The organism is Streptomyces sp. NBC_01142 (assembly GCF_026341125.1).
GTDB lineage: Bacteria > Actinomycetota > Actinomycetes > Streptomycetales > Streptomycetaceae > Streptomyces.
In genome coordinates, this window is sequence record NZ_JAPEOR010000001.1 from 168,053 (window position 1) to 188,442 (window position 20,390).

At 70.9% G+C, this 20,390-nt stretch carries 17 protein-coding genes; 9 read left to right on the forward strand and 8 right to left on the reverse strand.

Annotated features, from left to right (window positions below; translation table 11 throughout):
* Nucleotides 1-27: 27 nt before the first annotated feature.
* The 3 genes from OG883_RS00880 to OG883_RS00890 all read right to left on the reverse strand — a co-directional run bounded on the left by OG883_RS00880 (nt 28) and on the right by OG883_RS00890 (nt 2,398).
* On the reverse strand, nt 28-600 hold the full coding sequence (locus OG883_RS00880) for a SigE family RNA polymerase sigma factor (RefSeq protein ID WP_266533535.1): 573 nt from the start codon (nt 598-600) through the stop codon (nt 28-30).
* A gap of 159 nt (nt 601-759) precedes the next feature.
* Nucleotides 760-1,692, reverse strand: coding sequence for an A/G-specific adenine glycosylase (locus OG883_RS00885; protein ID WP_266533538.1), 933 nt, complete (start codon nt 1,690-1,692; stop codon nt 760-762).
* A gap of 94 nt (nt 1,693-1,786) precedes the next feature.
* Nucleotides 1,787-2,398 (reverse strand): phosphatase PAP2 family protein, encoded by a 612-nt coding sequence (locus OG883_RS00890; RefSeq protein WP_266533540.1) that lies wholly within the window; start codon nt 2,396-2,398, stop codon nt 1,787-1,789.
* Nucleotides 2,399-2,573: 175 nt separating this feature from the next.
* Between OG883_RS00890 and OG883_RS00895 the strand changes: the two genes are divergently transcribed.
* Entirely contained in the window at nt 2,574-3,380 is an 807-nt protein-coding gene (locus OG883_RS00895; protein WP_266533542.1) for a hypothetical protein, read from the forward strand.
* A 1,131-nt stretch (nt 3,381-4,511) separates the two neighbouring features.
* Here OG883_RS00895 and OG883_RS00900 read toward each other — a convergent pair.
* Nucleotides 4,512-4,853 carry a hypothetical protein gene (locus tag OG883_RS00900; RefSeq protein ID WP_266533545.1) on the reverse strand — a complete coding sequence of 114 codons (342 nt, stop codon included), beginning with the start codon at nt 4,851-4,853 and terminating at the stop codon, nt 4,512-4,514.
* A gap of 214 nt (nt 4,854-5,067) precedes the next feature.
* Between OG883_RS00900 and OG883_RS00905 the strand changes: the two genes are divergently transcribed.
* Complete coding sequence (locus OG883_RS00905) at nt 5,068-6,000, forward strand: helix-turn-helix domain-containing protein (protein WP_266533547.1); 933 nt, start codon at nt 5,068-5,070, stop codon at nt 5,998-6,000.
* 354 nt (nt 6,001-6,354) lie between these two features.
* Here OG883_RS00905 and disA read toward each other — a convergent pair whose 3' ends face one another.
* Together disA and radA are read right to left on the reverse strand one after the other, a co-directional pair.
* Nucleotides 6,355-7,479: a DNA integrity scanning diadenylate cyclase DisA gene (gene disA, locus OG883_RS00910; RefSeq protein ID WP_266533549.1), complete on the reverse strand. Its 1,125-nt coding sequence runs from the start codon at nt 7,477-7,479 to the stop codon at nt 6,355-6,357.
* Nucleotides 7,480-7,523: 44 nt separating this feature from the next.
* Complete coding sequence (radA, locus tag OG883_RS00915; protein ID WP_266533552.1) at nt 7,524-8,969, reverse strand: DNA repair protein RadA; 1,446 nt, start codon at nt 8,967-8,969, stop codon at nt 7,524-7,526.
* A 224-nt stretch (nt 8,970-9,193) separates the two neighbouring features.
* Between radA and OG883_RS00920 the strand changes: the two genes are divergently transcribed.
* Nucleotides 9,194-10,831: a hypothetical protein gene (locus tag OG883_RS00920; RefSeq protein WP_266533561.1), complete on the forward strand. Its 1,638-nt coding sequence runs from the start codon at nt 9,194-9,196 to the stop codon at nt 10,829-10,831.
* A 515-nt stretch (nt 10,832-11,346) separates the two neighbouring features.
* On the opposite strand, the gene OG883_RS00925 is transcribed toward OG883_RS00920, so the two are convergent.
* The gene (locus OG883_RS00925; RefSeq protein WP_266533563.1) at nt 11,347-12,156 is read right to left on the reverse strand and encodes a hypothetical protein; all 810 of its coding nucleotides are present in this window, start codon (nt 12,154-12,156) and stop codon (nt 11,347-11,349) included.
* Between the two features lie 40 nt (nt 12,157-12,196).
* Here OG883_RS00925 and OG883_RS00930 point away from each other — a divergent pair, with 40 nt between their 5' ends.
* From OG883_RS00930 to OG883_RS00950, 5 genes are all read left to right on the forward strand, one after another.
* Nucleotides 12,197-13,171, forward strand: coding sequence for a Ppx/GppA phosphatase family protein (locus OG883_RS00930; protein WP_266533565.1), 975 nt, complete (start codon nt 12,197-12,199; stop codon nt 13,169-13,171).
* A gap of 223 nt (nt 13,172-13,394) precedes the next feature.
* Nucleotides 13,395-14,222: a sugar phosphate isomerase/epimerase gene (locus tag OG883_RS00935; protein ID WP_266533568.1), complete on the forward strand. Its 828-nt coding sequence runs from the start codon at nt 13,395-13,397 to the stop codon at nt 14,220-14,222.
* A complete protein-coding gene (locus tag OG883_RS00940; RefSeq protein ID WP_266533570.1) occupies nt 14,219-14,845 on the forward strand; it encodes a TetR family transcriptional regulator in 627 nt (208 codons plus the stop codon). Before OG883_RS00935 ends, OG883_RS00940 begins: the two co-directional genes overlap by 4 nt.
* Nucleotides 14,846-15,081: 236 nt before the next feature.
* Nucleotides 15,082-16,932, forward strand: coding sequence for a dihydroxy-acid dehydratase (gene ilvD / locus OG883_RS00945; protein WP_266533573.1), 1,851 nt, complete (start codon nt 15,082-15,084; stop codon nt 16,930-16,932).
* 234 nt (nt 16,933-17,166) lie between these two features.
* On the forward strand, nt 17,167-17,598 hold the full coding sequence (locus OG883_RS00950) for an acetyltransferase (protein ID WP_266533576.1): 432 nt from the start codon (nt 17,167-17,169) through the stop codon (nt 17,596-17,598).
* Nucleotides 17,599-17,640: 42 nt separating this feature from the next.
* Here OG883_RS00950 and OG883_RS00955 read toward each other — a convergent pair whose 3' ends face one another.
* A complete protein-coding gene (locus tag OG883_RS00955; RefSeq protein WP_266541138.1) occupies nt 17,641-19,899 on the reverse strand; it encodes a PQQ-binding-like beta-propeller repeat protein in 2,259 nt (752 codons plus the stop codon).
* A 126-nt stretch (nt 19,900-20,025) separates the two neighbouring features.
* Here OG883_RS00955 and OG883_RS00960 point away from each other — a divergent pair, with 126 nt between their 5' ends.
* Nucleotides 20,026-20,358 (forward strand): peptidase, encoded by a 333-nt coding sequence (locus OG883_RS00960; protein ID WP_266533579.1) that lies wholly within the window; start codon nt 20,026-20,028, stop codon nt 20,356-20,358.
* Nucleotides 20,359-20,390: the final 32 nt, after the last annotated feature.

A 20,390-nucleotide genomic window follows, 5' to 3' on the forward strand; every position in this document is an offset into this window, starting at 1 on the left:
CCAGCGACTTCGTGCTGCCTCTGCCTGCTAGGCCGCGCACCGCTCCCGCCCCCGTTCGTCCCGCTCACGCTCACGTCGTACGTCGGCACGCTCCAAGGCGCGGGCGTCCAGATCCCGGCTCTCCAGCTCCTGGCGGAGCCGGGCGAGCGCCCGGTGCAGCGTGCTCTTCACCGTACCGGCCGACATACCGAGCGCGGCGGCGGTCTCCTCAGTGCTCATCTGCTCCCAGTGTCGCAGCACGACGACGCTGCGCTGCTTGGGTGCCAGCACCTTGAGGACATCCATCAGCAGGGCGCGGTCCGCACGCTGCTCGGCGCCGTCCTCGACACTCGCGTCGGGCAGCTGCTCGGTGGGGACCTCGTCGAGCTTGCGGGCGCGCCACCACTCGGTACGCGTATTGATCATCACGCGGCGGAGGTACGCGTCGGCGAGCGACTTGTCCGCTATTCCGTCCCAGCGGCCGTACGTCCGGACCAGAGCGGTCTGCAGTAGATCCTGCGCGTCGATCGGGTCGGGGACGAGACGCCGGGCGCTCCGCAGCAGAGCCTCCTGCCGAGTGCGTACGTACTCTTCGAATTCGAGCACCTCGCCGTGCGCCATTCCAACCGCCTCCGCCCCGTGACAAACACCTTCGTTGCCTTACGAGCCAAGAAGCTACGGAGGTGTTGTCACGGGCCTGTGCGGAGCAGCCGTCGGCGGGCGCACAGCCATCCATCGGTTGTGTAACGGCGGAGGTTTGCGGAGGTTTAAAGGGCCGGTTCAGGTGAGAGGGAGGCGGAACTCGCCGTTACCCAGGGGCTCGACGAGGCCGTCGGCGACCAGTCCGTCCAGCGCCCGCGCCCGCTGCACCGGCTCGTGCCAGACCGCGTCGAGCGCCGACTGCGGCACCGGAGCGAGAGCCTCCCGCAGTACGGCGAGGAGTTTGCCGCGCACCTGACGGTCCGTCCCGGCGTACGTCTGGCCCCGGCGCTGCGGCCCGTCGTAGGCGGGCTTCCCGGCCAGCCGCCAGGCGCAGCGCGCGGAGATCGGGCAGCGCGCGCAGTCCTCGTTCTTCGCGGTGCACACCAGTGCGCCGAGCTCCATGGAGGCCGCCGCCCAGCGGGCCGCGGTCGGCTCGTCCTCGGGAAGCAGCGCGCGGGCGAGCTTGCGTTCGGCGGCGGTCGTCGCGTTCGGCGGGTACTGGATGCCGGTCGCCGCGCGGGCGAAGACCCGGCGGACATTGGTGTCGAGGACCGCATGCCGCTGCCCGTACGCGAAGGAGGCCACCGCCGCCGCCGTGTACTCGCCGATGCCGGGCAGCGAGAGCAACTGCCCATGGTTGCTCGGTACGTCGCCGCCGTGCCGCTCCGTTATCGCCTGGGCAGCCCCGTGCAGCCGCAGCGCGCGTCGCGGATAGCCCAGCCGGCCCCAGGCGCGGACCGCCTCGCCGGGGGCCTCGGCCGCGAGATCGGCCGGGCGCGGCCAGCGGGCCAGCCACTGCTCGTACACCGGCAGCACGCGGCTGACCGGGGTCTGCTGCAGCATGAACTCGCTGACCATCACCCCCCAGGCGCCGGCCTCGGGACGACGCCAGGGCAGATCGCGGGCGTGCTGGTCGAACCATGCGATGACGGGTGTGTGGAGGGACGCCGGATCGGCGGGTACGGCCACCGGGTCGGACGTCGCGGTGATCTCAGCGGTGGTCTCAGTCATGTTGTCAGTCATGGCCCTCCGATCCTGACATGTCCGGGCGGGCGGACGGCGCACCCCGGCCCGCAAGGCCCTGCCCGACGTGTCAGCCGCAGGCTCAGCCGCGGCCCTGCCCCGCGAACCAGACCACCAGGCCCGTACGGCTCGTACGCATCGTGGCGACGAGCGCCCGCGCCGGGCGGACCAGCGCCATGACGAAGAGGACGGTGACCGTGGCGCCCAGCACCAGCCCCGCCATCACGTCGTGCGGGTAGTGGACCCCGACGAAGACCCGGGAGAAGGCCATCAGCACCGCCAGCGGCACGGTCAGCAGTGCGACGCGCGGCCAGGCCAGGGCAAGCGCGACCGCCGCCGCTCCGGCGATCGCCGAGTGGTTGCTGGGGAAGGACCAGTCGCCGGTCGGCGGGCAGGGCACCAGCGATGCGGCGGCGCCCGCCACCGAACGGCACGGACGCTCCTCGTCGACCACCGACTTGAGCAACTCGCTCACGACATAGCCCGCGGCGGTTGCGAGCGGAGCGAGTACGGCGAGGGCTATCGCGCGTGGGTCGCCGCTGCGGGCCCGCCACCACGCGATGACGAAGAGCGCCGCGAAGAGCAGTAGCCCTGCCTCGGTGAAGAGTTCGGCGAGATGGTGAACCCACGCGGGCGTGGTGTGGGCGAAGTCGGTGATGTCGCGGTAGAGACCGCGGGTGATGCTGCTGTCCATGGTCACGGACCGTACCTTTTGCGCGCGGGCGGTCACCCATGGCGATCGATCAGAGGTTCCCCCGACGAAAGTCGGGGGTGCGGGCCGCGCAGTCCGTGATGATGATCGGCAGAACTTGGAAGTCGGGCGGCGGGTGGGACGGGAGTTGCGCCGGATCTCTCGTAGAGTTTGGGCCGTGGGATCTCTGCGCAATCCGATCGGGCCGCTCCCCTCCTCCATCTACTGGCGACGGAGGGCAGTCGCGGCGTCATTGGCCGCGCTGCTCGCGCTGTTGGTCGTATGGGCCGTCAGTTCCGGTGACGGGAACGGCAAGGGAGGCAGCGACGACGGCGCCAACGGCTCGACGCCGGCGCCCTCCATCACCCCCGGCCCTGCGGAGTCGGGGCCCGCGATCAGTGAACAGCCGGGCGGGCGAGACGAGTCGGGCGGATCCGGCGAGAGCGACGGCAGCGGTGGGACCGGCGGATCCGGCAGTACGAACGCCGGCTCCGGCGGCGAGCCGGGCGAGAACGGCGGCAACGGAGCGGGCGGCGCGTCCGGCGGAGGCGCCGGCGGCCAGCAGCTCCCGGCCGGCTCCAGCCTCCCCGACTGTGCTCCGACCGCACTGAAGTTGACCCTGCGGAGCCTCAAAGTCTCGTACGAGCAGGGAGAGAAGCCCACCTTCCAGCTCGTCGTCTCCAACTCGTCGGCGAAGGCCTGCAAGGCGGACTTCGGGCCCAAGGCGGCGGTGCTGACGGTCACCGACGACGAGGACGAGGGGGTCTGGTCCTCCAAGGACTGCCCGCGCAAGCCGGGAAGCCTGCTGCTGAAGGTCCCGGCGGACACGAGCATCACGCACACCGTGGAGTGGGACCGCAAGCGGAGCGCGTCGCAGTGCGCCACTCCGCCCGCGGGGGCCGTCGGGCCCGGCACGTACCTGGTGGAGGCCACGTTCCCGGGGGCGAAGGTGCTTCCGGCCTCGTTCCGCCTCGAGAAGGACTAGCAGCTTCCGTTCGTGCCTGCCCGGTCGGCCGGCCCGGTCAGGAGCGTCTGGCTCGGGAGGTTCTGGAGGCGGAGCCGGTGGAGGTCGACCACTGGCGTGTCAGCGGAGCTACGGTCACGTCGCCACGTCCGCACTGCAGGCGGACGGCAGAGGCAGCGGACCGGGACGACGGGTTGAACGGCTTCCGACGCCGCGTACGGCGCGGGACAGGCGTTTCGGCAGTGATCAGTTTTGCGCACAAGGTTCCGGATCTGCGAACTTCCGTACGAGGCAACCGGTCTGCGCCGCATCTCTTGGGGGTGACCTCGATCACAAGTGCCAGTCAAGGTGAGGCTCCGGACCGGGATTGTTCACAGATGACAGAACGGCGGGGGCGAACCAGGCAAAGGCCTTATTCCGCTTACGGCCGGAGAAAGATGTAGGCCCCCCGTTGGAGCGGGGGGCCTGCCAAGGTGCACTCAGGCCATGAGATGACTCCTTGGTACGGGTCGACTTGGAGCCGATCCGCGGTCCCCATGGTGGCGTGCCACGAGGCGCCTGTGGAGCGATTCGGCGGCCTACGTGCATGTCGTCACGCAAGGCTGAAGAATCGCATCAACCAAACAATACCGCTGAGCTGGCGTTATGCCATCTCTGCGACGGTTCCGCTGGTCAATTCAACCCAGTTGCCTGTCACTCGATCGCGTCCGTAAAGCATGCCAAAACAGACTTTCAGGGTGAACGATCGGACTCACTCGCCGCTGGGACGCAATACCAGATCTCGGTTCTTCATGACGTACCCGCCTGTGCGTGTGTCGCCGATCCGGCCGTTGTTCAGGAGGGTCGTGGCGCCCGTGGCTGTGCTCCGTGAGTGTCGCGTCGATACCCCCGTGGGGCAGACTGGTTACCGCGCGCGTACGCCTTGAGAGACCCCGGTCCCTCATCCGCTACGAGGAGTTGGAGCTCCTCGGCGCTGAGCTGCAGGCCCGCGCGTACACAACTCAATAAGCACTCAGGCCAGTCACACCCTCGTCCCTCTCGGGGACGAGGCGCTGAAGCGAGGGCGTGCCCCGGCGGGCGCCCTCGCTTCAGCATCCACACCCAAAGAGGGCGCACGCCAAGGGCGCCCTCTCCTTAGGAGTTGAGATGGACTCAGGTCGTAAGAGGCGCTGGCGCATTGGCTTCGCTGCTGCCACGGCCAACGCCGCAGGTGCCGGTGCCGGTCTGCTTGCCGCCGCCCTCGGAACGGACCCCGAAGCCTCTGCCTTCATCGGCACGTTCGTCGGTGGCACGGTGGGCGACGGTCTGCTCCAGGCCATCGGAATCCAGAACGACGCCGGTGACGGCCACGACGACGGGCGCGGCGGCGGTGACGGCCACGACGGCGGTGACCGCTACGACGATGGGCGCGGCGCCGGTGACGGTCACGATGACGGCCACGAAGCCAGTGACCGTCGCGACCACGGACGCGGCGCCGGTGACCGTCGTGACCACGGACACGCTGGACGAGGCGCAAGCGCGTACGCACGCTGCAACCGCGGACGTACGGGTGGAGCCCGTCCGGTCGGCAGGCAGCCGGTGCCGCCGTCACCGGTGACGTCCTCGGCACCTCGTCACACCCGGCACCGGCATCTCCACCGAGGTGCTCAGCGTTTCGTCCAGCGGATGCACCGGCGACAGTCCGGTCCGCAGGCCACGGAGGGCCGCTGTGGCGCGTCCTGAGAAGGAGATTCCTGCCAAGACGCCGATGGAGGTGGCGGAGCTCGCCCGCGAACTACGGGCGATCCGTCGCGGCAGCAACTTGACGTACAAGCAGCTGTCCGAGCGCTGCCACTACTCCGCCGCGGCCTTGTCCACGGCGGCCTCCGGGAACGCCGTACCGAAGTGGGACATCGTCGAGGCGTTCGTGCGAGGTTGCGGGTACACCGGCAGCCTCGACACGTGGTCGCGGCTCCACAAGAACGCGTTGGTCCGGGCGGCCGGCGAGGAGTCCCACAAGGCCGCTGCGGCCCGGATCTCCGAAGACGAGCAGGCTGCGGATGCCGAGGATCGAAGCGAGACCACGGGATCCATACGGCTTCCCCGCCCCCGGCGAAGGATCGTGCCCGATCCTGAGGGGGCAATACCGGGCCAGCCGGACGGTTTGCTCGCGCTCGTCCAGCAGTTCATGGAGCACCACCAGCCGGACGAGCTCGAACGGGTCACCAGCCCCACGGTGGACCACATGCACACCGCCCTCGCCTTGTGCACGACACCGGAAGATGTCCTGTCGCTGATGCGTGAGCTCGTCGCGGACAAAGGCCTGACGATAAGCGATCTCGAGAAGCGCAGCGCGACGTTCTACCGGATCTCCGCGGCGACCTTCTCCCATGTCCTCACGGGCAAGGAGCTGCCCACCACCGAGTGGCTGCACATCTTCCTCACCGCGTGCGGACTCGAGGCGGAGCGGACACTGATCTGGCACCACACAGCAACGCGTATCAAGATCGCCAATCTGCGTCACCGCAACACCCCTCCGCCACTGAACCAGCCGGTGAAGGAGAGCCGGTCCCCGTTCTCGGAGCGATGGGAGCGCATGGCTCGGATGTTCCTGGGTGCCGCCGCCATCGCCGCGGTGACCTATTCACTGCTCTCCCGCTGAGCGGAGTCGGCGGCCGGCGCTCAGCCGGAAATGTATGGAGGCCCGGGGCGACAACCCCGGGCCTCCCACCTGTTGGACGCGCCTGTTGGACCTGTTGACGTGCTCGATCTGCCGGTGGAGGACTCGGCCGACGTCGAGGGAGTCGGTGAGGAAGCCGTGCCGCAGCACATGCGGCTTGATGGACGCAGCCTGCGGCAGGCCGGCCTTCGCGGCGCAGCAGCTTCCACACCTCCGGCTCGCGCAGCCGGGCCCGTCCAAGGCGTCCAGGGCGAACCGCACGACCGACCTTCGCCGGATCTCGCCGCCCTTGAGACGCAGCGGGAGGGTGTGGTGGCTTCCCCGGTGATCGAGGCGCTAGACGTACCGCTCGAGTATCGAGGACTCGGCGAGCCGCGAGAGGCCCTCGCGCACGCTGCGGGCCCGCGCCTCGCCCACGCCGTCGACCGTCTGCAGATCGTCGACGCTGGCCGCGAGCAGCTTCTGCAGTCCGCCGAAGTGCTCGACGAGCCGCTCGATGATCGCGCCGGGCAGCCGCGGCACCTTGGCCAGCAGCCGGTATCCGCGCGGCGAGACCGCGGAGTCGAGCGTCTCGGGAGAGCCGCTGTAACCCAACGCCCTTGCCACCGTGGGCAGTTCGAGAAGCTCCGCGTGGGTGAGGTCGTTCAGCTCGGTGAGCGCCTCGTCCACCGTGCGGGAACGCTTCGCCGTCGGCTCGGGGACATAGTCGCGGACGACCAGTTCGCGCTCCGGCTCCACGCCCGCGATCAACTCGTCCAGCTGGAGCGAGAGGAGGCGGCCGTCGGTGCCCAACTCCACCACGTACTCGGCGATTTCGGTGGCGATCCGGCGCACCATCTCCAGGCGCTGCGCCACAGCCGTGACGTCCCGGACCGTGACCAGGTCCTCGATCTCCAGGGCGGAGAGCGTGCCCGCGACCTCGTCGAGGCGGAGCTTGTACCGCTCCAGGGTCGCCAGCGCCTGGTTGGCGCGGGAGAGGATCGCGGCCGACTCCTCCAGGACCCGGCGCTCCCCGTCCACGTACAGCGCGATCAGACGCATCGACTGCGAGACGGAGACGACCGGGAAGCCGCACTGCCGGGAGACCCGGTCCGCGGTGCGGTGGCGGGTGCCGGTCTCCTCGGTCGGGATGGACGCGTCAGGGACCAGCTGCACACCGGCCCGGAGGATCTTGGTGATGTCCTTGTCGAGGATGAGCGCGCCGTCCAGCTTGCACAGCTCGCGCAGCCGGGTGGCGGTGAACTCCACATTCAGTACAAACCCGCCGGTACACATCGATTCGACTGTTCTGTCCATGCCGAGGACGATCAGGCCACCGGTGTTTCCGCGGAGGATCCGTTCCAGGCCGTCGCGCAGGGCCTGGCCGGGCGCGACCGCGCTCAGGGCGGCGCGGATCAGTGCTTCGTTGCCGGAGCCTGCGCCGGACTTTCCGGGTGCTGCTGCCCGGTCGTTGGCTGCCACTGCACTCCTCCGGCTCGTACGGATGGGCGAGACCAGGGCAAAGTCTACCGGCGAGTGTCACCGTCCCGTGGGGCCTGTGCCCGCTCTTTGCCCGAGGGGGCGTCCGAAGCCCTCTGCCGACCGCGCGGAAGCACTCTCAGCGCGTCCCCCATGTCGGCCACTTCCGTGACCTTCATGCCGGGCGGGACCTTCCCGGGATCGGACGGAACGAGGGCGTGCGTGAAGCCCAGCCGGTGCGCCTCGGCCAGTCGGCGCTGGACGCCCGTGACCCGTCTGACCTCGCCTGCGAGACCCACTTCGCCGATCGCGACCAGGTTCTTGGGGAGCGGGGTGTCGCTGGCGGCCGAGGCCAGCGCGAGCGCGATCGCCAGGTCCGCGGCAGGCTCGGAGAGCTTCACGCCGCCGACGGTCGCGCTGTAGATGTCGCGCTTGCCGAGCGCGGTGATCCGGCCGCGCTGCTCGAGGACGGCGAGCATCATCGAGACCCGGGAGGTCTCCAGGCCGGAGGTGGTGCGCCGGGGCGAGGGGATCTGTGAGTCGACGGTCAGCGCCTGTACCTCGGCCACGAGCGGGCGGCGGCCTTCGAGAGTGACCGTCAGACAGGTGCCGGGGACGGCCTCGGCACGGCGGGTGAGGAAGAGGCCCGACGGGTCGGCGAGCCCGGTGATGCCCTCGTCGTGCAGCTCGAAGCAGCCGACCTCGTCCGTCGCGCCGTAGCGGTTCTTCACGCCCCGAACGAGACGCAGGCGCGCATGCCGGTCGCCCTCGAAGGACAGCACGACGTCCACCAGATGCTCGAGCAGACGTGGTCCCGCGATCGCGCCGTCCTTGGTGACATGGCCGACCAGGAGTGTGGACATGCCGCGCTCCTTGGAGGCACGGATCAGCGCGCCCGCGACCTCGCGGACCTGGGCCATGCCACCGGGTGCGCCGTCGATCTCGGGGGAGGCCACGGTCTGTACGGAGTCGAGGATCAGCAGAGACGGCTTGACCGCGTCCAAGTGGCCGAGGACGGCGGACAAATCGGTCTCGGCGGCGAGATAGAGGTGGTCGTGCAGGGCGTTGATGCGGTCGGCTCGCAGCCGGACCTGGCTCGCGGACTCCTCGCCCGTGACGTACAGGGTGCGGTGCTCGTCGCTCGCGGCCTTCGCGGCGACGTCGAGCAGCAGCGTCGACTTGCCGACGCCGGGCTCGCCCGCGAGCAGCACGACGGCGCCGGGCACAAGTCCGCCGCCCAGGACCCGGTCGAGCTCGTCCACCCCGGTGGAGCGGGCGGTCGCCTGCCGGACGTCGACCTGGCCGATGGGGACGGCGGCGGTGGAGACGCGGCCGGCGGCGGTCGTGCGGACAGCGGGCGCGCCGTACTCCTCGACCGTCCCCCAGGCCTGGCATTCGGGGCAGCGGCCGAGCCACTTGGCGGTCGTCCAGCCGCATTCGGTGCAACGGTAGGACGGCCGGTCCTTCGCGGATTTCGTACGGGCAGCAGCCATGCGGAAACCGTAGCCGTAGCCACTGACAACGCGGTCGGCGCACCGTGCTCACCGTGGTCAAGGCCGGTTGACTGCCCGAAGCCGTTGATCGTATCGGGATCCGGTGGACCACTAGGGATGGAATTAACGATTCCTGTCCCCCTTCGGGGGATCTGTTCACCCGTAAGGATTAAAAGCGTTCAAGGGGTACGAACAGGGTGTGCTTCTCCGCCTACGGTCGCGGCGTGACGAGCAGCAGGCTGGAACCACCCACACACACCACCGGCGCACACCGAGCGCACCGGCGCCCGACCCGTACGTCGGAGCAGCGGCCGCCCTCGCGTTATGAGCCGTACCTCGACGGCCTGTTCACCTACTGCCTCTCCGTGCTCTGCGACCACGACTCGGCGACCGAGCTCCTCGGCGAGGTGCTCGCCATCTCCGAGCGCCAGTACGGGCGTTGCCCGTCGGGCGAGGCCGAGCGGAAGGCCTGGCTGTACGCGCTGGCGCGGTGGGCCTGCCTGCGCCGGCTGACCGAGCAGCGGCGCAAGCGGCAGGGGGCGCACACCGGGCGCCCCGCGCAGCCCGCCGTCTCCGAGGAGGCCGCGCCGAGGGTCTCGGAGGAGACCGCCGAGCGCCGTCGCCGCGAACTGGCCCTGCTCGCCTGGCCGGAGGCGGCCGGCACGACCCCCGAACAGCGCGAGGCGCTCGAACTGGCCGTACGGCACGGGCTCGGCGCGTGCGAAGTCGCCGCGGTCCTCGGCACGGAGGCCCTGGCGGCGCGCGAACTGCTGGCCGCCGCGGCCTGCGAGGTGGAGCGCACGCGTGCGGCCCTCGCCGTCGTCGAGACCAGCAACTGCCCGGCCGTCGCCCGGCTCACCGGCGACCACCGGGTGCTGCTGTCCGCCGCGCTTCGCCGGGAGCTCGTCCGGCACGTCGACGACTGCCCGCGCTGCCGCCGCGCCGCCGAGCGCGCCGGGGCGGGCGGGCCGTGGCCGGGGTCGGCCGTCACCCCGGCCGCGCTGCCGCTCGTCGAGGCGCCGCGGGCCGCCGCGTACGTCGCGATGCTGCACGTCCCGCGGGCCCGCGCGGGCGCACCGCGCTTCGGGCCCGGCGGCTTCCCCGTGGACCCGAAGGACCACGCTGCCCGGCGGGACCGGCTGCGGGCCCGTGCGGTGACGACCACGGTCGTGGCCGCGGTCGTCGCGGCTCCGGTGCTCGCGCTGTGGGCGGCGTACCGGGGCGCGCCGCTGACGGGGGAGGGGCGCAAAGGGGCTTCGGTCACCGCAAGCGAGGCGGACACTCCGGCGGGGCTCGAAAGGGAGCCGTACGACCACTACGCGAACGCGGGCAACGCGCGTGCGGAACCGGACCCGAGGTTCGCGGCGGGCAGCCGCTCGGCGGACGTCTCGGTCGAGGTGATCAGCGAGGGCACCTCCGCGCCGCCGCCCCGCCCGGGGCAGCCCGGTCCCGGCCGCCTCACGGTCGAGGCGCAGCCGTGGGGCGACACGACGCGGATCACGCTCTCGGCGTCCGGAGGCTCCCCGGTGACCTGGTCGGCCTGGACGGACGCCCCCTGGCTGTACGTGAGCCACTCGTCGGGCACGCTGAGCCCCGGTGAGTCGGTCACGATCTACGTCTCCGTGGACCATGGCCGGGAGCCGGCGGGGGCGTGGAGCGCGCGGGTGGGGGTGGGCCCGTCGGGAGCGGTGGTGGAAATCGACGGCTTCGGCGCGACGACGCCTCCGCCGACCCCCTCGGACCCGACGTCTACGCCTACACCGACCCCTCCGGACCCGACGCCGACCCCCTCGGACCCGACCCCCTCGGACCCGACGCCGACGCCCTCGGACGCGTCCACACCACCGCCCTCGGCGAGCTGAGGCGCCGGGGAACATCCAGCTTCGCGTCGCCGGGTCCGCCGCTCGGCGAGACCTTCGAGGTGCGAGGCTGCCCCCTCACCCCACGGGCTGGCCCGCCCGGTGTGGCGTTCCGCTGAGGGAGGGGCCGTGCAGGGTCGTCCCCGCAGGGGATTGGCGGCAGGACCTGGCCCACCTCAACGGGGCCCTGTATGCCGCCGACCCCGAGGAGTCGAGCCCGGAGGGGCCCCGGAACCCGCACCACGCAGGACCCCGCGCCACGGGCTGGTCCGCCCCTGTGTGGCGTTCCGCTGGGGAGGGGCCGTGCAGGGTCGTCCCCGCAGGGGATTGGCGGCAAGACCCGGCCCACCTCAACGGGACCCTGTATGCCGCCGACCCCGAGGAGTCGAGCCCGGAGGGGCCCCGGAACCCGCACCAAACAGGACCCCGCACCACAGGCCCGAGCCGCCCGCGCCCGCACCGGACAGGACCCCGCGCCACAGGCCCGAGCCACGCCCGCCCGCCGGAACGTGGAGGGCTCAGGCGCGTGGGGGGTCCGCCGGGTGGGGGGCCACCAGGGGGAGCTGGGACGACAGACGCGCCTCACACAGCTCCACCAGCACGTCGTACGCCTCCTTGCCCATCAGCTCCGTCAGCTCCGGCCCGTACGTCACGTAGACCGGCTCCCCCGCCCCGTGCGCCGACGTCGCCGACGTGCACCACCAGTGCAGGTCGTGGCCTCCGGCACCCCACCCCCGCCGGTCGTACTCGCCGATCGAGATCTGGAGCACCTTCGTGTCGTCGGGCCGCTCGATCCAGTCGTACGTACGCCTCACCGGCAGCTGCCAGCACACGTCCGGCTTCGTCTCCAGCGGCTCCTTGCCTTCCCGCAGCGCCAGAATGTGCAGCGAGCAGCCCGCCCCGCCCTCGAACCCCGGCCGGTTCTGGAAGATGCAGGAGCCGTTCCAGCGGCGCGTCTGGCGTTCGCCGTCGTCGTTGGTCTGCGTCCAGCCCGACTCCGCGCCCACGTCGTGGAACTGCCACAGCTCAGGGGTGAGGCGGGCCACATGTGACGCCACCCGCTTCTCGTCGTCCTTGTCCGAGAAGTGCGCGCCCAGCGTGCAGCAGCCGTCGTCCGCGCGGCCCGCCTCGATGCCCTGGCAGCCGCTTCCGAAGATGCAGTTCCAGCGCGAGGTCAGCCACGTCAGATCGCAGCGGAAGACCTGTTCGTCGTCGGCGGGGTCCGGGAACTCGACCCACGCTCGGGCGAAGTCCAGACCCTTCTCGTCGTGCTTGATCTTCTTGAGGGGCTTGGCTTTGCCCGGCTTCGCCTTTTTCGTCTTTGGCACGAGTCCAGCGTATGCGCGCCGCCGCAGTAGCGTTCCGTCCATGAGACTCGGAGTCCTCGATGTCGGTTCGAACACGGTTCATCTGCTGGTGGTGGATGCCCACCCCGGCGCGCGACCGCTGCCTGCCCATTCCCACAAGGCGGAGCTGCGCCTCGCCGAGTTGCTCGACGGGGGCGGGGCGATCGGCCCCGAGGGCGTCGACCGGCTCATCGCCGTCATCGACGGCGCCCTGCAGGCCGCCGAGGACAAGGGCTGCGAGGAGGTCCTGCCGTTCGCGACCTCCGCGGTACGGGAGGCCAGCAACGCAGACCAGGTCCTGGCCCGGGTCAAGAGCGAGACCGGCATCGATCTGGCTGTACTGACCGGTGCGGAAGAGGCCCGGCTCACCTTCCTGGCCGCCCGCCGCTGGTTCGGCTGGTCCGCCGGGAAGCTGCTGGGCCTGGACATCGGCGGCGGATCTCTGGAGATCGCGTACGGGATCGACGAGGAGCCGGATGCCGCGGTGTCGCTGCCGCTCGGCGCGGGCCGGCTGACCGCGGCCCTGCTCCCCGGCGACCCGCCGGACCCGCAGCACGTGAAGGCGCTGCGCCGCCATGTGCGGGCAGAAATCGCTCGCACGGTGCATGAGTTCAGCCGGTTCGGAAAGCCGGACCACATCGTGGCGACGTCCAAGACCTTCAAGCAGCTGGCTCGGATCGCGGGCGCCGCACGCTCCACCGAGGGGCTGTACGTGCAGCGGGAGCTGAGTCGTAAATCACTGTCGGAGTGGGTGCCCAAACTCGCCGGCATGACGGCCGAGCAGCGCTGCAGCCTCCCCGGGGTCTCCGAGGGACGGGCGCGCCAACTGCTGGCAGGAGCCCTGGTCGCGGAGGCGGCGATGGATCTGTTCGGGGTGGACGAGCTGGAGATCTGCCCCTGGGCGCTGCGCGAGGGCGTCATCCTGCGACGCCTGGACCACCTCCCGGCAGCCCAGGACCCCGCTCCCGCCCGCCTTCCCCATCTCCCCAGCGCCTAGAAGTCCGTCCCCGTCCCCGTCCCTGCCGCCGCCGTCGGTAGCTCGTACCCCGGTGCCGTACCCGGTGCCGCCGTCGGTAGCTCGTACCCCGGTGCCGTACCCAGTGCCGCACCCCGGTGCCGACGCTCCTCGGCGCCGGAGCCGGGGGCGGGCCGGGAGGGGCTCGTCACTTTCGGCACCGGCGGCCTCTTGGGTTCGTGCGGGTGCCCGTACCCTGTCTCCCGTGGCAGAACCAGTGGTGCGCATCCCGGATGCGAAGGTTGTCCTGTCGACGGCATCCGTCTATCCGGAGTCCACGGCGACGGCCTTCGAGATTGCCGCGCGCCTTGGCTACGACGGTGTCGAGGTCATGGTCTGGACCGACCCCGTCAGCCAGGACATCGAGGCCCTGCGCCGTCTCTCCGACTACCACCAGGTGGCGATCCACGCCGTCCACGCGCCCTGTCTGCTGATCACGCAGCGGGTCTGGTCCACCGACCCGTGGGCCAAGCTCCAGCGCGCGCAGGCGGCGGCCGAGAAGCTGGGCGCGTCGACCGTCGTCGTACACCCGCCCTTCCGCTGGCAGCGGCAGTACGCCCGCGACTTCGTCAACGGGATCTGGCGGATGGCGCACGAGACGGACGTCCGGTTCGCTGTCGAGAACATGTACCCGTGGCGCTACCGGGACCGCGAAATGCTCGCGTACGCCCCCGACTGGGACGTCACCAAAGAGGACTACCGGCACTTCACGATCGACCTCTCGCACACCGCGACATCCCGCACCGACACCATGGCCATGGTCGACCGGATGGGCGATCGCCTCGGGCATGTCCATCTCGCCGACGGCAAGGGGTCCGCGAAGGACGAGCACCTGGTCCCGGGGCGCGGCAGCCAGCCCTGTGCCGAGCTCCTCGAGCGCCTCGCCCGTACCGGCTTCGACGGCCATGTCGTCATCGAGGTCAACACCCGGCGCGCGATGTCCGCCGCCGAACGAGAGGCCGACCTCGCCGAGGCGCTCGCCTTCACCCGGCTGCACCTCGCCTCCGCCGCGTCCGGGATCCGCCGATCATGACCGGTACGGCTCCGCGGCGGCGCGGCCGCCCGGCCCGTACGGACTCCGAGAGCGGGCCCGGCGCCCGGGAGCGGATCCTCCAGGCGGCGCGCACGGAGTTCGCGGAGCGCGGCTACGACAAGACGACCGTCCGCGGCATCGCCAGGGCGGCGGACGTCGACCCCGCCCTCGTACACCACTACTTCGGTACGAAGGACGAGGTCTTCGCGGCCGCCATCGAGGTCTCCTTCGAACCGGCCCTGGTCGTCCCCGCGATCCTGGGTCAGGGCACGGACGGCATCGGCGAGCGGCTCGCCCGCTTCTTCATCGGGGTGTGGGAGAACCCGGCGACGCGGGGCCCGCTGCTGGCGATCATCCGTTCCGCGCTCACCCACGAGGCGGCGGCGAAGGTGCTGCGCGGCTTCGTGCTGCGGCGGCTGCTCGAGCGGATCGCGGCGGAGCTGGATGTACCGGACCCGAAGTTCCGGGCGGAGCTGGCGGCCTCGCACATGATCGGCATCGCGATTCTGCGGTATGTGATCAAGGTCGAGCCGTTGGCCTCGGTGGATCCCGAGAAGATCATCGAGATGGTCGCCCCCACGCTCCAGCGGTACCTGACCGCTGCCGACCCGTCCGGCGACTGAGGCGGACCACCCCGGCCACTGTGCGGCGCGGCGCGCAACCGCCGCCCGGGGTCTGAGGCGGACGCCCGGTTTCGGGAGGGGCGGGGCAGAGGGAAGTCCCGCGCAGCGGCCCGCCACCCCGGGCCGCACTGCCCGAAGGGCGAGCATTTCGTCCCGCTATCCGGACAAGCTGTCCAGATCTTGGAGGCAGGCGTACGCTCGAATGCAGTCCTACCCCTATTGAGGAGCGAGCGACGATGCCCGAGCTGAGGTCCCGCACTGTCACCCACGGCCGCAATATGGCGGGCGCCCGCGCCCTTATGCGGGCGTCGGGCGTAGCGAGCGCGGACATCGGCAAGCCGATCATCGCGGTCGCCAACTCCTTCACCGAGTTCGTACCCGGGCACACCCACCTCGCCCCGGTCGGCCGGATCGTCTCCGACGCGATCCTGGCGGCCGGCGCGGTGCCGCGCGAGTTCAACACGATCGCCGTCGACGACGGCATCGCGATGGGCCACGCCGGAATGCTGTACTCGCTGCCCTCCCGCGATCTGATCGCCGACAGCGTCGAGTACATGGTCGAGGCGCACTGCGCGGACGCGCTGATCTGCATCTCGAACTGCGACAAGATCACGCCGGGCATGCTGATGGCCGCACTGCGCCTGAACATCCCGGTCGTCTTCGTCTCCGGCGGCCCGATGGAGGCCGGTCAGGCCACGCTCGTCGACGGCACGGTCCGCAAGCTCGACCTGATCAACGCCATCGTGGACGCGGTCAACGAGGACGTCTCGGACGAGGATGTCCTCCGCATCGAGGAGAACGCCTGCCCGACCTGCGGCTCCTGTTCCGGCATGTTCACCGCCAACTCCATGAACTGCCTGACCGAGGCCATGGGGCTCTCCCTGCCGGGCAACGGTTCCGTGCTCGCCACGCACACCGCCCGCAAGGCGCTGTACGAGGAGGCCGGCCGTACGGTCGTCGAGATCACCAAGCGTTACTACGCGCAGGGCGACGAGAGCGTGCTGCCGCGCAACGTCGCGTCCCGCGCGGCCTTCGACAACGCCATGGCCCTCGACATCGCCATGGGCGGCTCGACGAACACGATCCTGCACCTGCTCGCCGCCGCCCAGGAGGCCGGGCTCGACTACGACCTCAAGGACATCGACGCGGTCTCGCGCCGAGTTCCGTGCCTGGCCAAGGTCGCGCCGAACGTCGCCCCCGGCGGTACGTACTACATGGAGGACGTGCACCGGGCGGGCGGCATCCCGGCCATCCTCGGTGAGCTCTACCGTGCGGGTCTGCTGAACGAGGACGTGCACTCCGTGCATTCCCCGACCCTCGCCGACTGGCTCAAGACGTGGGACGTGCGCGGCGGTTCGCCGTCCGCCGAGGCCGTCGAGATGTGGCACGCGGCGCCGGGATGCGTGCGCTCCGCGACCGCGTTCTCGCAGTCCGAGCGCTGGGCATCCCTCGATGTGGACGCGGCCGGCGGCTGCATCCGCGACCTGGAGCACGCGTACTCCAAGGACGGCGGCCTCGCCGTGCTGAAGGGCAACCTCGCCGTGGACGGCTGTGTCGTGAAGACCGCCGGTGTCGACGAGTCGATCTGGACGTTCGAGGGACCGGCCGTCGTCTGCGAGTCGCAGGACGAGGCCGTGGACAAGATCCTCCGCAAGGAGATCAAGGAGGGCGACGTCGTCGTCATCCGTTACGAGGGCCCGCGCGGCGGCCCCGGCATGCAGGAGATGCTCTACCCGACGTCCTTCCTGAAGGGCCGTGGTCTCGGCAAGGCCTGCGCGCTGGTGACGGACGGCCGCTTCTCCGGCGGTACGTCGGGCCTGTCGATCGGCCACGCCTCACCGGAGGCGGCGTCGGGCGGGACCATTGCGCTCGTCGAGGACGGCGACCGCATCCGTATCGACATCCCGAACCGCTCGATCGAACTCCTCGTCCCCGAGGCCGAGCTGGCGACCCGTCGTGAGGCGCTGGGCGGGGCGTATGCCCCCAAGTCCCGTGAGCGCAAGGTCTCGGCGGCGCTGCGTGCGTACGCGGCGATGGCGACGAGCGCGGACAAGGGTGCGGTGCGGGACGTGTCCCGCCTGGGCTGACGCCCTTATCCGCTCCGGCCTCAATCCGCTCCGGCCTCAATCCGGCCTGACCGGATCCGGCTGACCTGACCACCGGACCGGACCGGACCGGGTCTGACCCGACATCGGTGAGGGAGCCCGTGCCGCCCTGGACGGCACGGGCTCGTCCGGACGACCGATGCTCACTCCCCGTATCCGTACGAATGCGCTACGATTCCCGATCGTCATCCTGTCATGGTCATGATTGGGGAGCGCATGCGTACATCTGTGCAACGGTTCACGGTGATCGCGACGGCGGTCGGGGCGCTCGCGGCACTCGGCGCCACCCCGGCGAACGCCGCCACCCCCGCGAGCCTCTGCGGCTCCGGCTACACCCAGATCGACTCACACGTCCTCCGCAAGAGCGCCACCGTCGAACTCGCCCGCGTCCATCTGCTCTACAACGCGTCCACGAGGTACAACTGCGTGGTCACCACGCATACTTCGGCCACCAGCGGCCAAACCCTCCCGACCGGCGCCTGGATCACCCCGAGCGGCGGCAGTCAGAAGAAGGATCAGGACGACTACTCCTCCTACGCGGGTCCGGTGAAGGTGCAGGCAGCCGGCCGCTGTGTGAAATGGGGCGGCATGATCGAGGCGGGCGTCGGCACCTACGCCTACACCAGCCCGTGGGAGCACTGCGGCTGACGCGGCACCCACTGGATCCCCACAGCCCCACCGCCCCGCCGCTCACCAGTGCGCCGGGTCCTTGGCGTCGAGCGCGAAGACGGAGCCGTCCGGGGCGGTGGCGAAGACCCGGCCGCCGACGGTGACGGGGGCGGGCAGTACGGACGCGAAGGTGTAACGCCCGTCGTCCATACGGGGCTTGGTCTGGCCGAGCAGCGCGCCGTGCACGGCGTCGACGGCCAGCAGCCGCCCGTCCCCGGCCGACACATAGACCGCGTGCCCGTCGGCGGCCGGACGCGAGAGATGGGTCACCGAGGTCTCAAGACGCCAGAGCTGAGCGGGCTTTGCGTCGGCGTCGGCGTCGGCGCCCGTGTCCGGGTCGGTGTCGAGCGCGAGGAGAGAGCCCCCGGAGCCGCTCAGATAGACGGTGCCGCCGACCACCGTCGCCTGGGCCTGGTCGACCGGGGCGGACAGCGGGATACGGCGGGCGGTACCGGCGGCGTTCACCGTGCCGTCGAGCGGGATGCCGAGCCCGATGCCGAGCCGCACGACGGCGTCCGTATAGCCGTCGGCAGTGGCGGAGAGCAGATACAGGGCACCGTCCCCGAAGTGCACCGGACTCAGCGACCCCTTGAGGCGCTTCTCCCAGAGCAGGTCTCCGTTGCCCGGGTCGACCGCGCTGATCAGGGTGGACGTCCCGTCCATGGAGGGCGTGGCGGCGAGCGCGGGGCCGCTCTCCTCGGGGGACGAGACCCACTGGGTGCCGTGTCCGCCGCGCTTGTGGGTCCACCGCTCCTCGCCCGTCGCCGAGTCGACGGCCCGCACCAGCCCGTTGTCCTTCACCAGCAGCACCACACGTCCGGCGTGCCGGACCGTCGAGTACGGCGAGATGTCGAGCTCCCAGCGCACCTCGCCCGACTCCGGCTCGAGCGCCTCGAGCCGGTCCCCGCCGGGCGTCACCACATGCAACAGCCCGCCGGTGAGGACGGGCGCCATGCCCTCGTCGCTCTGGGCAGCACTGTCGGCAGCCTCCGCCGACCACTCGGTTCCTCCGGCAAGCGGGCTCAGGCTGGCGACCTTGATTCCGGGCGCGGTGCAGTAGAGCCCGGGGGCAGCGGCCGTGCAGACCGGGGTCCTGTTCTCGGCGTTCCCGCCGCGCAGGAGGACACTCCAGGGCCGGAAATCCTCTCCCGCGTGCGGGGAGGCGGGCGTGGAGCGGGTGGTGTCGCCGTCCGCCACGGTGCGTACGCCGACGATCCCTGCCGTGGCCAGCACCGCCGACGCTGCGACCGCGGCCGCCCACCGGAGCTTGCTGCTGCGCAGTCGGGTCAGGATCCGTCCCCCGGTCCGGATCCGCGGCTCGCGGGCAGGAGCGGAAGCGGGGGTGGGGGAAGGGGCAGAGGCAGGGGCGGAGTCGGGATGCGGGGCCGTGCTTTCCCCGGGGCCGGGCATCCGTTGTGCGGGTATGTCGGCCTGGGTGTCGTACGACGTCGAGGGCGAGGACGCCCGCAGCGCGATCATCAGCTCGTCCGGCGTCGGCCGGTCCGCCGGGTCCTTCGCGAGGCAGCGCTGGAACAGGGGCACGAGATCCGCCGGCACACCCGCCAAGTCCGGTTCGTTGTGCACCACTTGGTACGCCACGATGTACGGGCTGTCCGAGTCGAAGGGACCGCGTCCGGTCGCCGCGTGCACCAGCACCGCACCCAGCGCGAACACATCGGCGGCCGGCCCGACCTCGCGCGGACGCTGGAACTGCTCGGGCGCCATGAACGGCGGCGTACCGATCAGCTTGCCCGTCTCCGTGCGTAGATCGCTGTCCGAGGGGCGGGAGATGCCGAAGTCGATGACCTTGGGCCCGTCCGACGCCAGCAGCACATTGCTCGGCTTGAGGTCGCGGTGCACCACGCCGGCGCGATGGATGTCGCGCAACGCCTCGGCCAGACCGGCACCGGCCCTGCGCAGCTCTGCCGCGCTCAGCGGACCGTTCCGCTTCACCTTCTCGGCGAGCGTCGGGCCGTCGATGAACAGCGTGGCCATCCAAGGCCGTTCGGCCTCCGGGTCGGCGTCGACGACGGGTGCGGTGAAGGCACCGCTGACCCGGCGGGCGGCGGCGACCTCCTGCCGGAAGCGGGCTCTGAACTCCGGATCCGAGGCGTGCTCGCCATGGACGATCTTGACCGCGAGGCGCAACCCGGAGGCGGACGTGGCCAGATGGACCACGCCCATGCCGCCTGTTCCCAGGCTGGACTCGAGCCGGTACTGCCCGGCGTATTCCGGATGCTCCGCTTCCGGGGACGGCCCGGTGCTGCCCAGCGGTGGCATCGCCCACCCCCGTTGTTTCGTGCGCAAGCGCGACGCACGGAGCCTAGTCGATGATGCGTCCTATACCAGCAGGGCTTGCTAGCCTGCGCGGCGAACAGAACACACACCACAACGGGGGAGAGTTCGATGGCTGTTGACGAAGTACAGAGCGGACCGGACGAGGCGGCGGGCGCGTCCGCCGAGCTCGCCGAGTCTGCCGATTCACTGGGATCGAAGCGCTACTCGGTGGCGCCGGGCGTCCGGCTGAACGTCCGCAGCGGCCCCGGCAGCAACTACCGGCTCATCAAAGTGCTGCCGTACGGAGCCCGGGTGCCGATCAACTGCCAGAAGCCGGGGGAGCGGGTCAGCGGCCCGTACGGCACCTCCGACCTCTGGGACAACATCGCGAACGGCCAGTTCGTCGCCGACGCCTATGTGAACACGGGCAGCGATGGATATGTCACCATCCGCTGCTCCTGACCGGGAACCCTCGCCCCGGGGATAATCGACCC

What these genes read in the sequence shown, in the direction of transcription:
- OG883_RS00880 (WP_266533535.1), bottom strand. Translation starts at nt 600, where the DNA reads ATGGCGCACGGCGAGGTGCTCGAATTCGAAGAGTACGTACGCACTCGG.
- OG883_RS00885 (WP_266533538.1), bottom strand. Translation starts at nt 1,692, where the DNA reads ATGACTGAGACCACCGCTGAGATCACCGCGACGTCCGACCCGGTGGCC.
- OG883_RS00890 (WP_266533540.1), bottom strand. Translation starts at nt 2,398, where the DNA reads ATGGACAGCAGCATCACCCGCGGTCTCTACCGCGACATCACCGACTTC.
- radA (WP_266533552.1), bottom strand. Translation starts at nt 8,969, where the DNA reads ATGGCTGCTGCCCGTACGAAATCCGCGAAGGACCGGCCGTCCTACCGT.
- OG883_RS00930 (WP_266533565.1), top strand. Translation starts at nt 12,197, where the DNA reads ATGAGACTCGGAGTCCTCGATGTCGGTTCGAACACGGTTCATCTGCTG.
- OG883_RS00940 (WP_266533570.1), top strand. Translation starts at nt 14,219, where the DNA reads ATGACCGGTACGGCTCCGCGGCGGCGCGGCCGCCCGGCCCGTACGGAC.
- ilvD (WP_266533573.1), top strand. Translation starts at nt 15,082, where the DNA reads ATGCCCGAGCTGAGGTCCCGCACTGTCACCCACGGCCGCAATATGGCG.
- OG883_RS00950 (WP_266533576.1), top strand. Translation starts at nt 17,167, where the DNA reads ATGCGTACATCTGTGCAACGGTTCACGGTGATCGCGACGGCGGTCGGG.
- OG883_RS00955 (WP_266541138.1), bottom strand. Translation starts at nt 19,899, where the DNA reads ATGCCACCGCTGGGCAGCACCGGGCCGTCCCCGGAAGCGGAGCATCCG.
- OG883_RS00960 (WP_266533579.1), top strand. Translation starts at nt 20,026, where the DNA reads ATGGCTGTTGACGAAGTACAGAGCGGACCGGACGAGGCGGCGGGCGCG.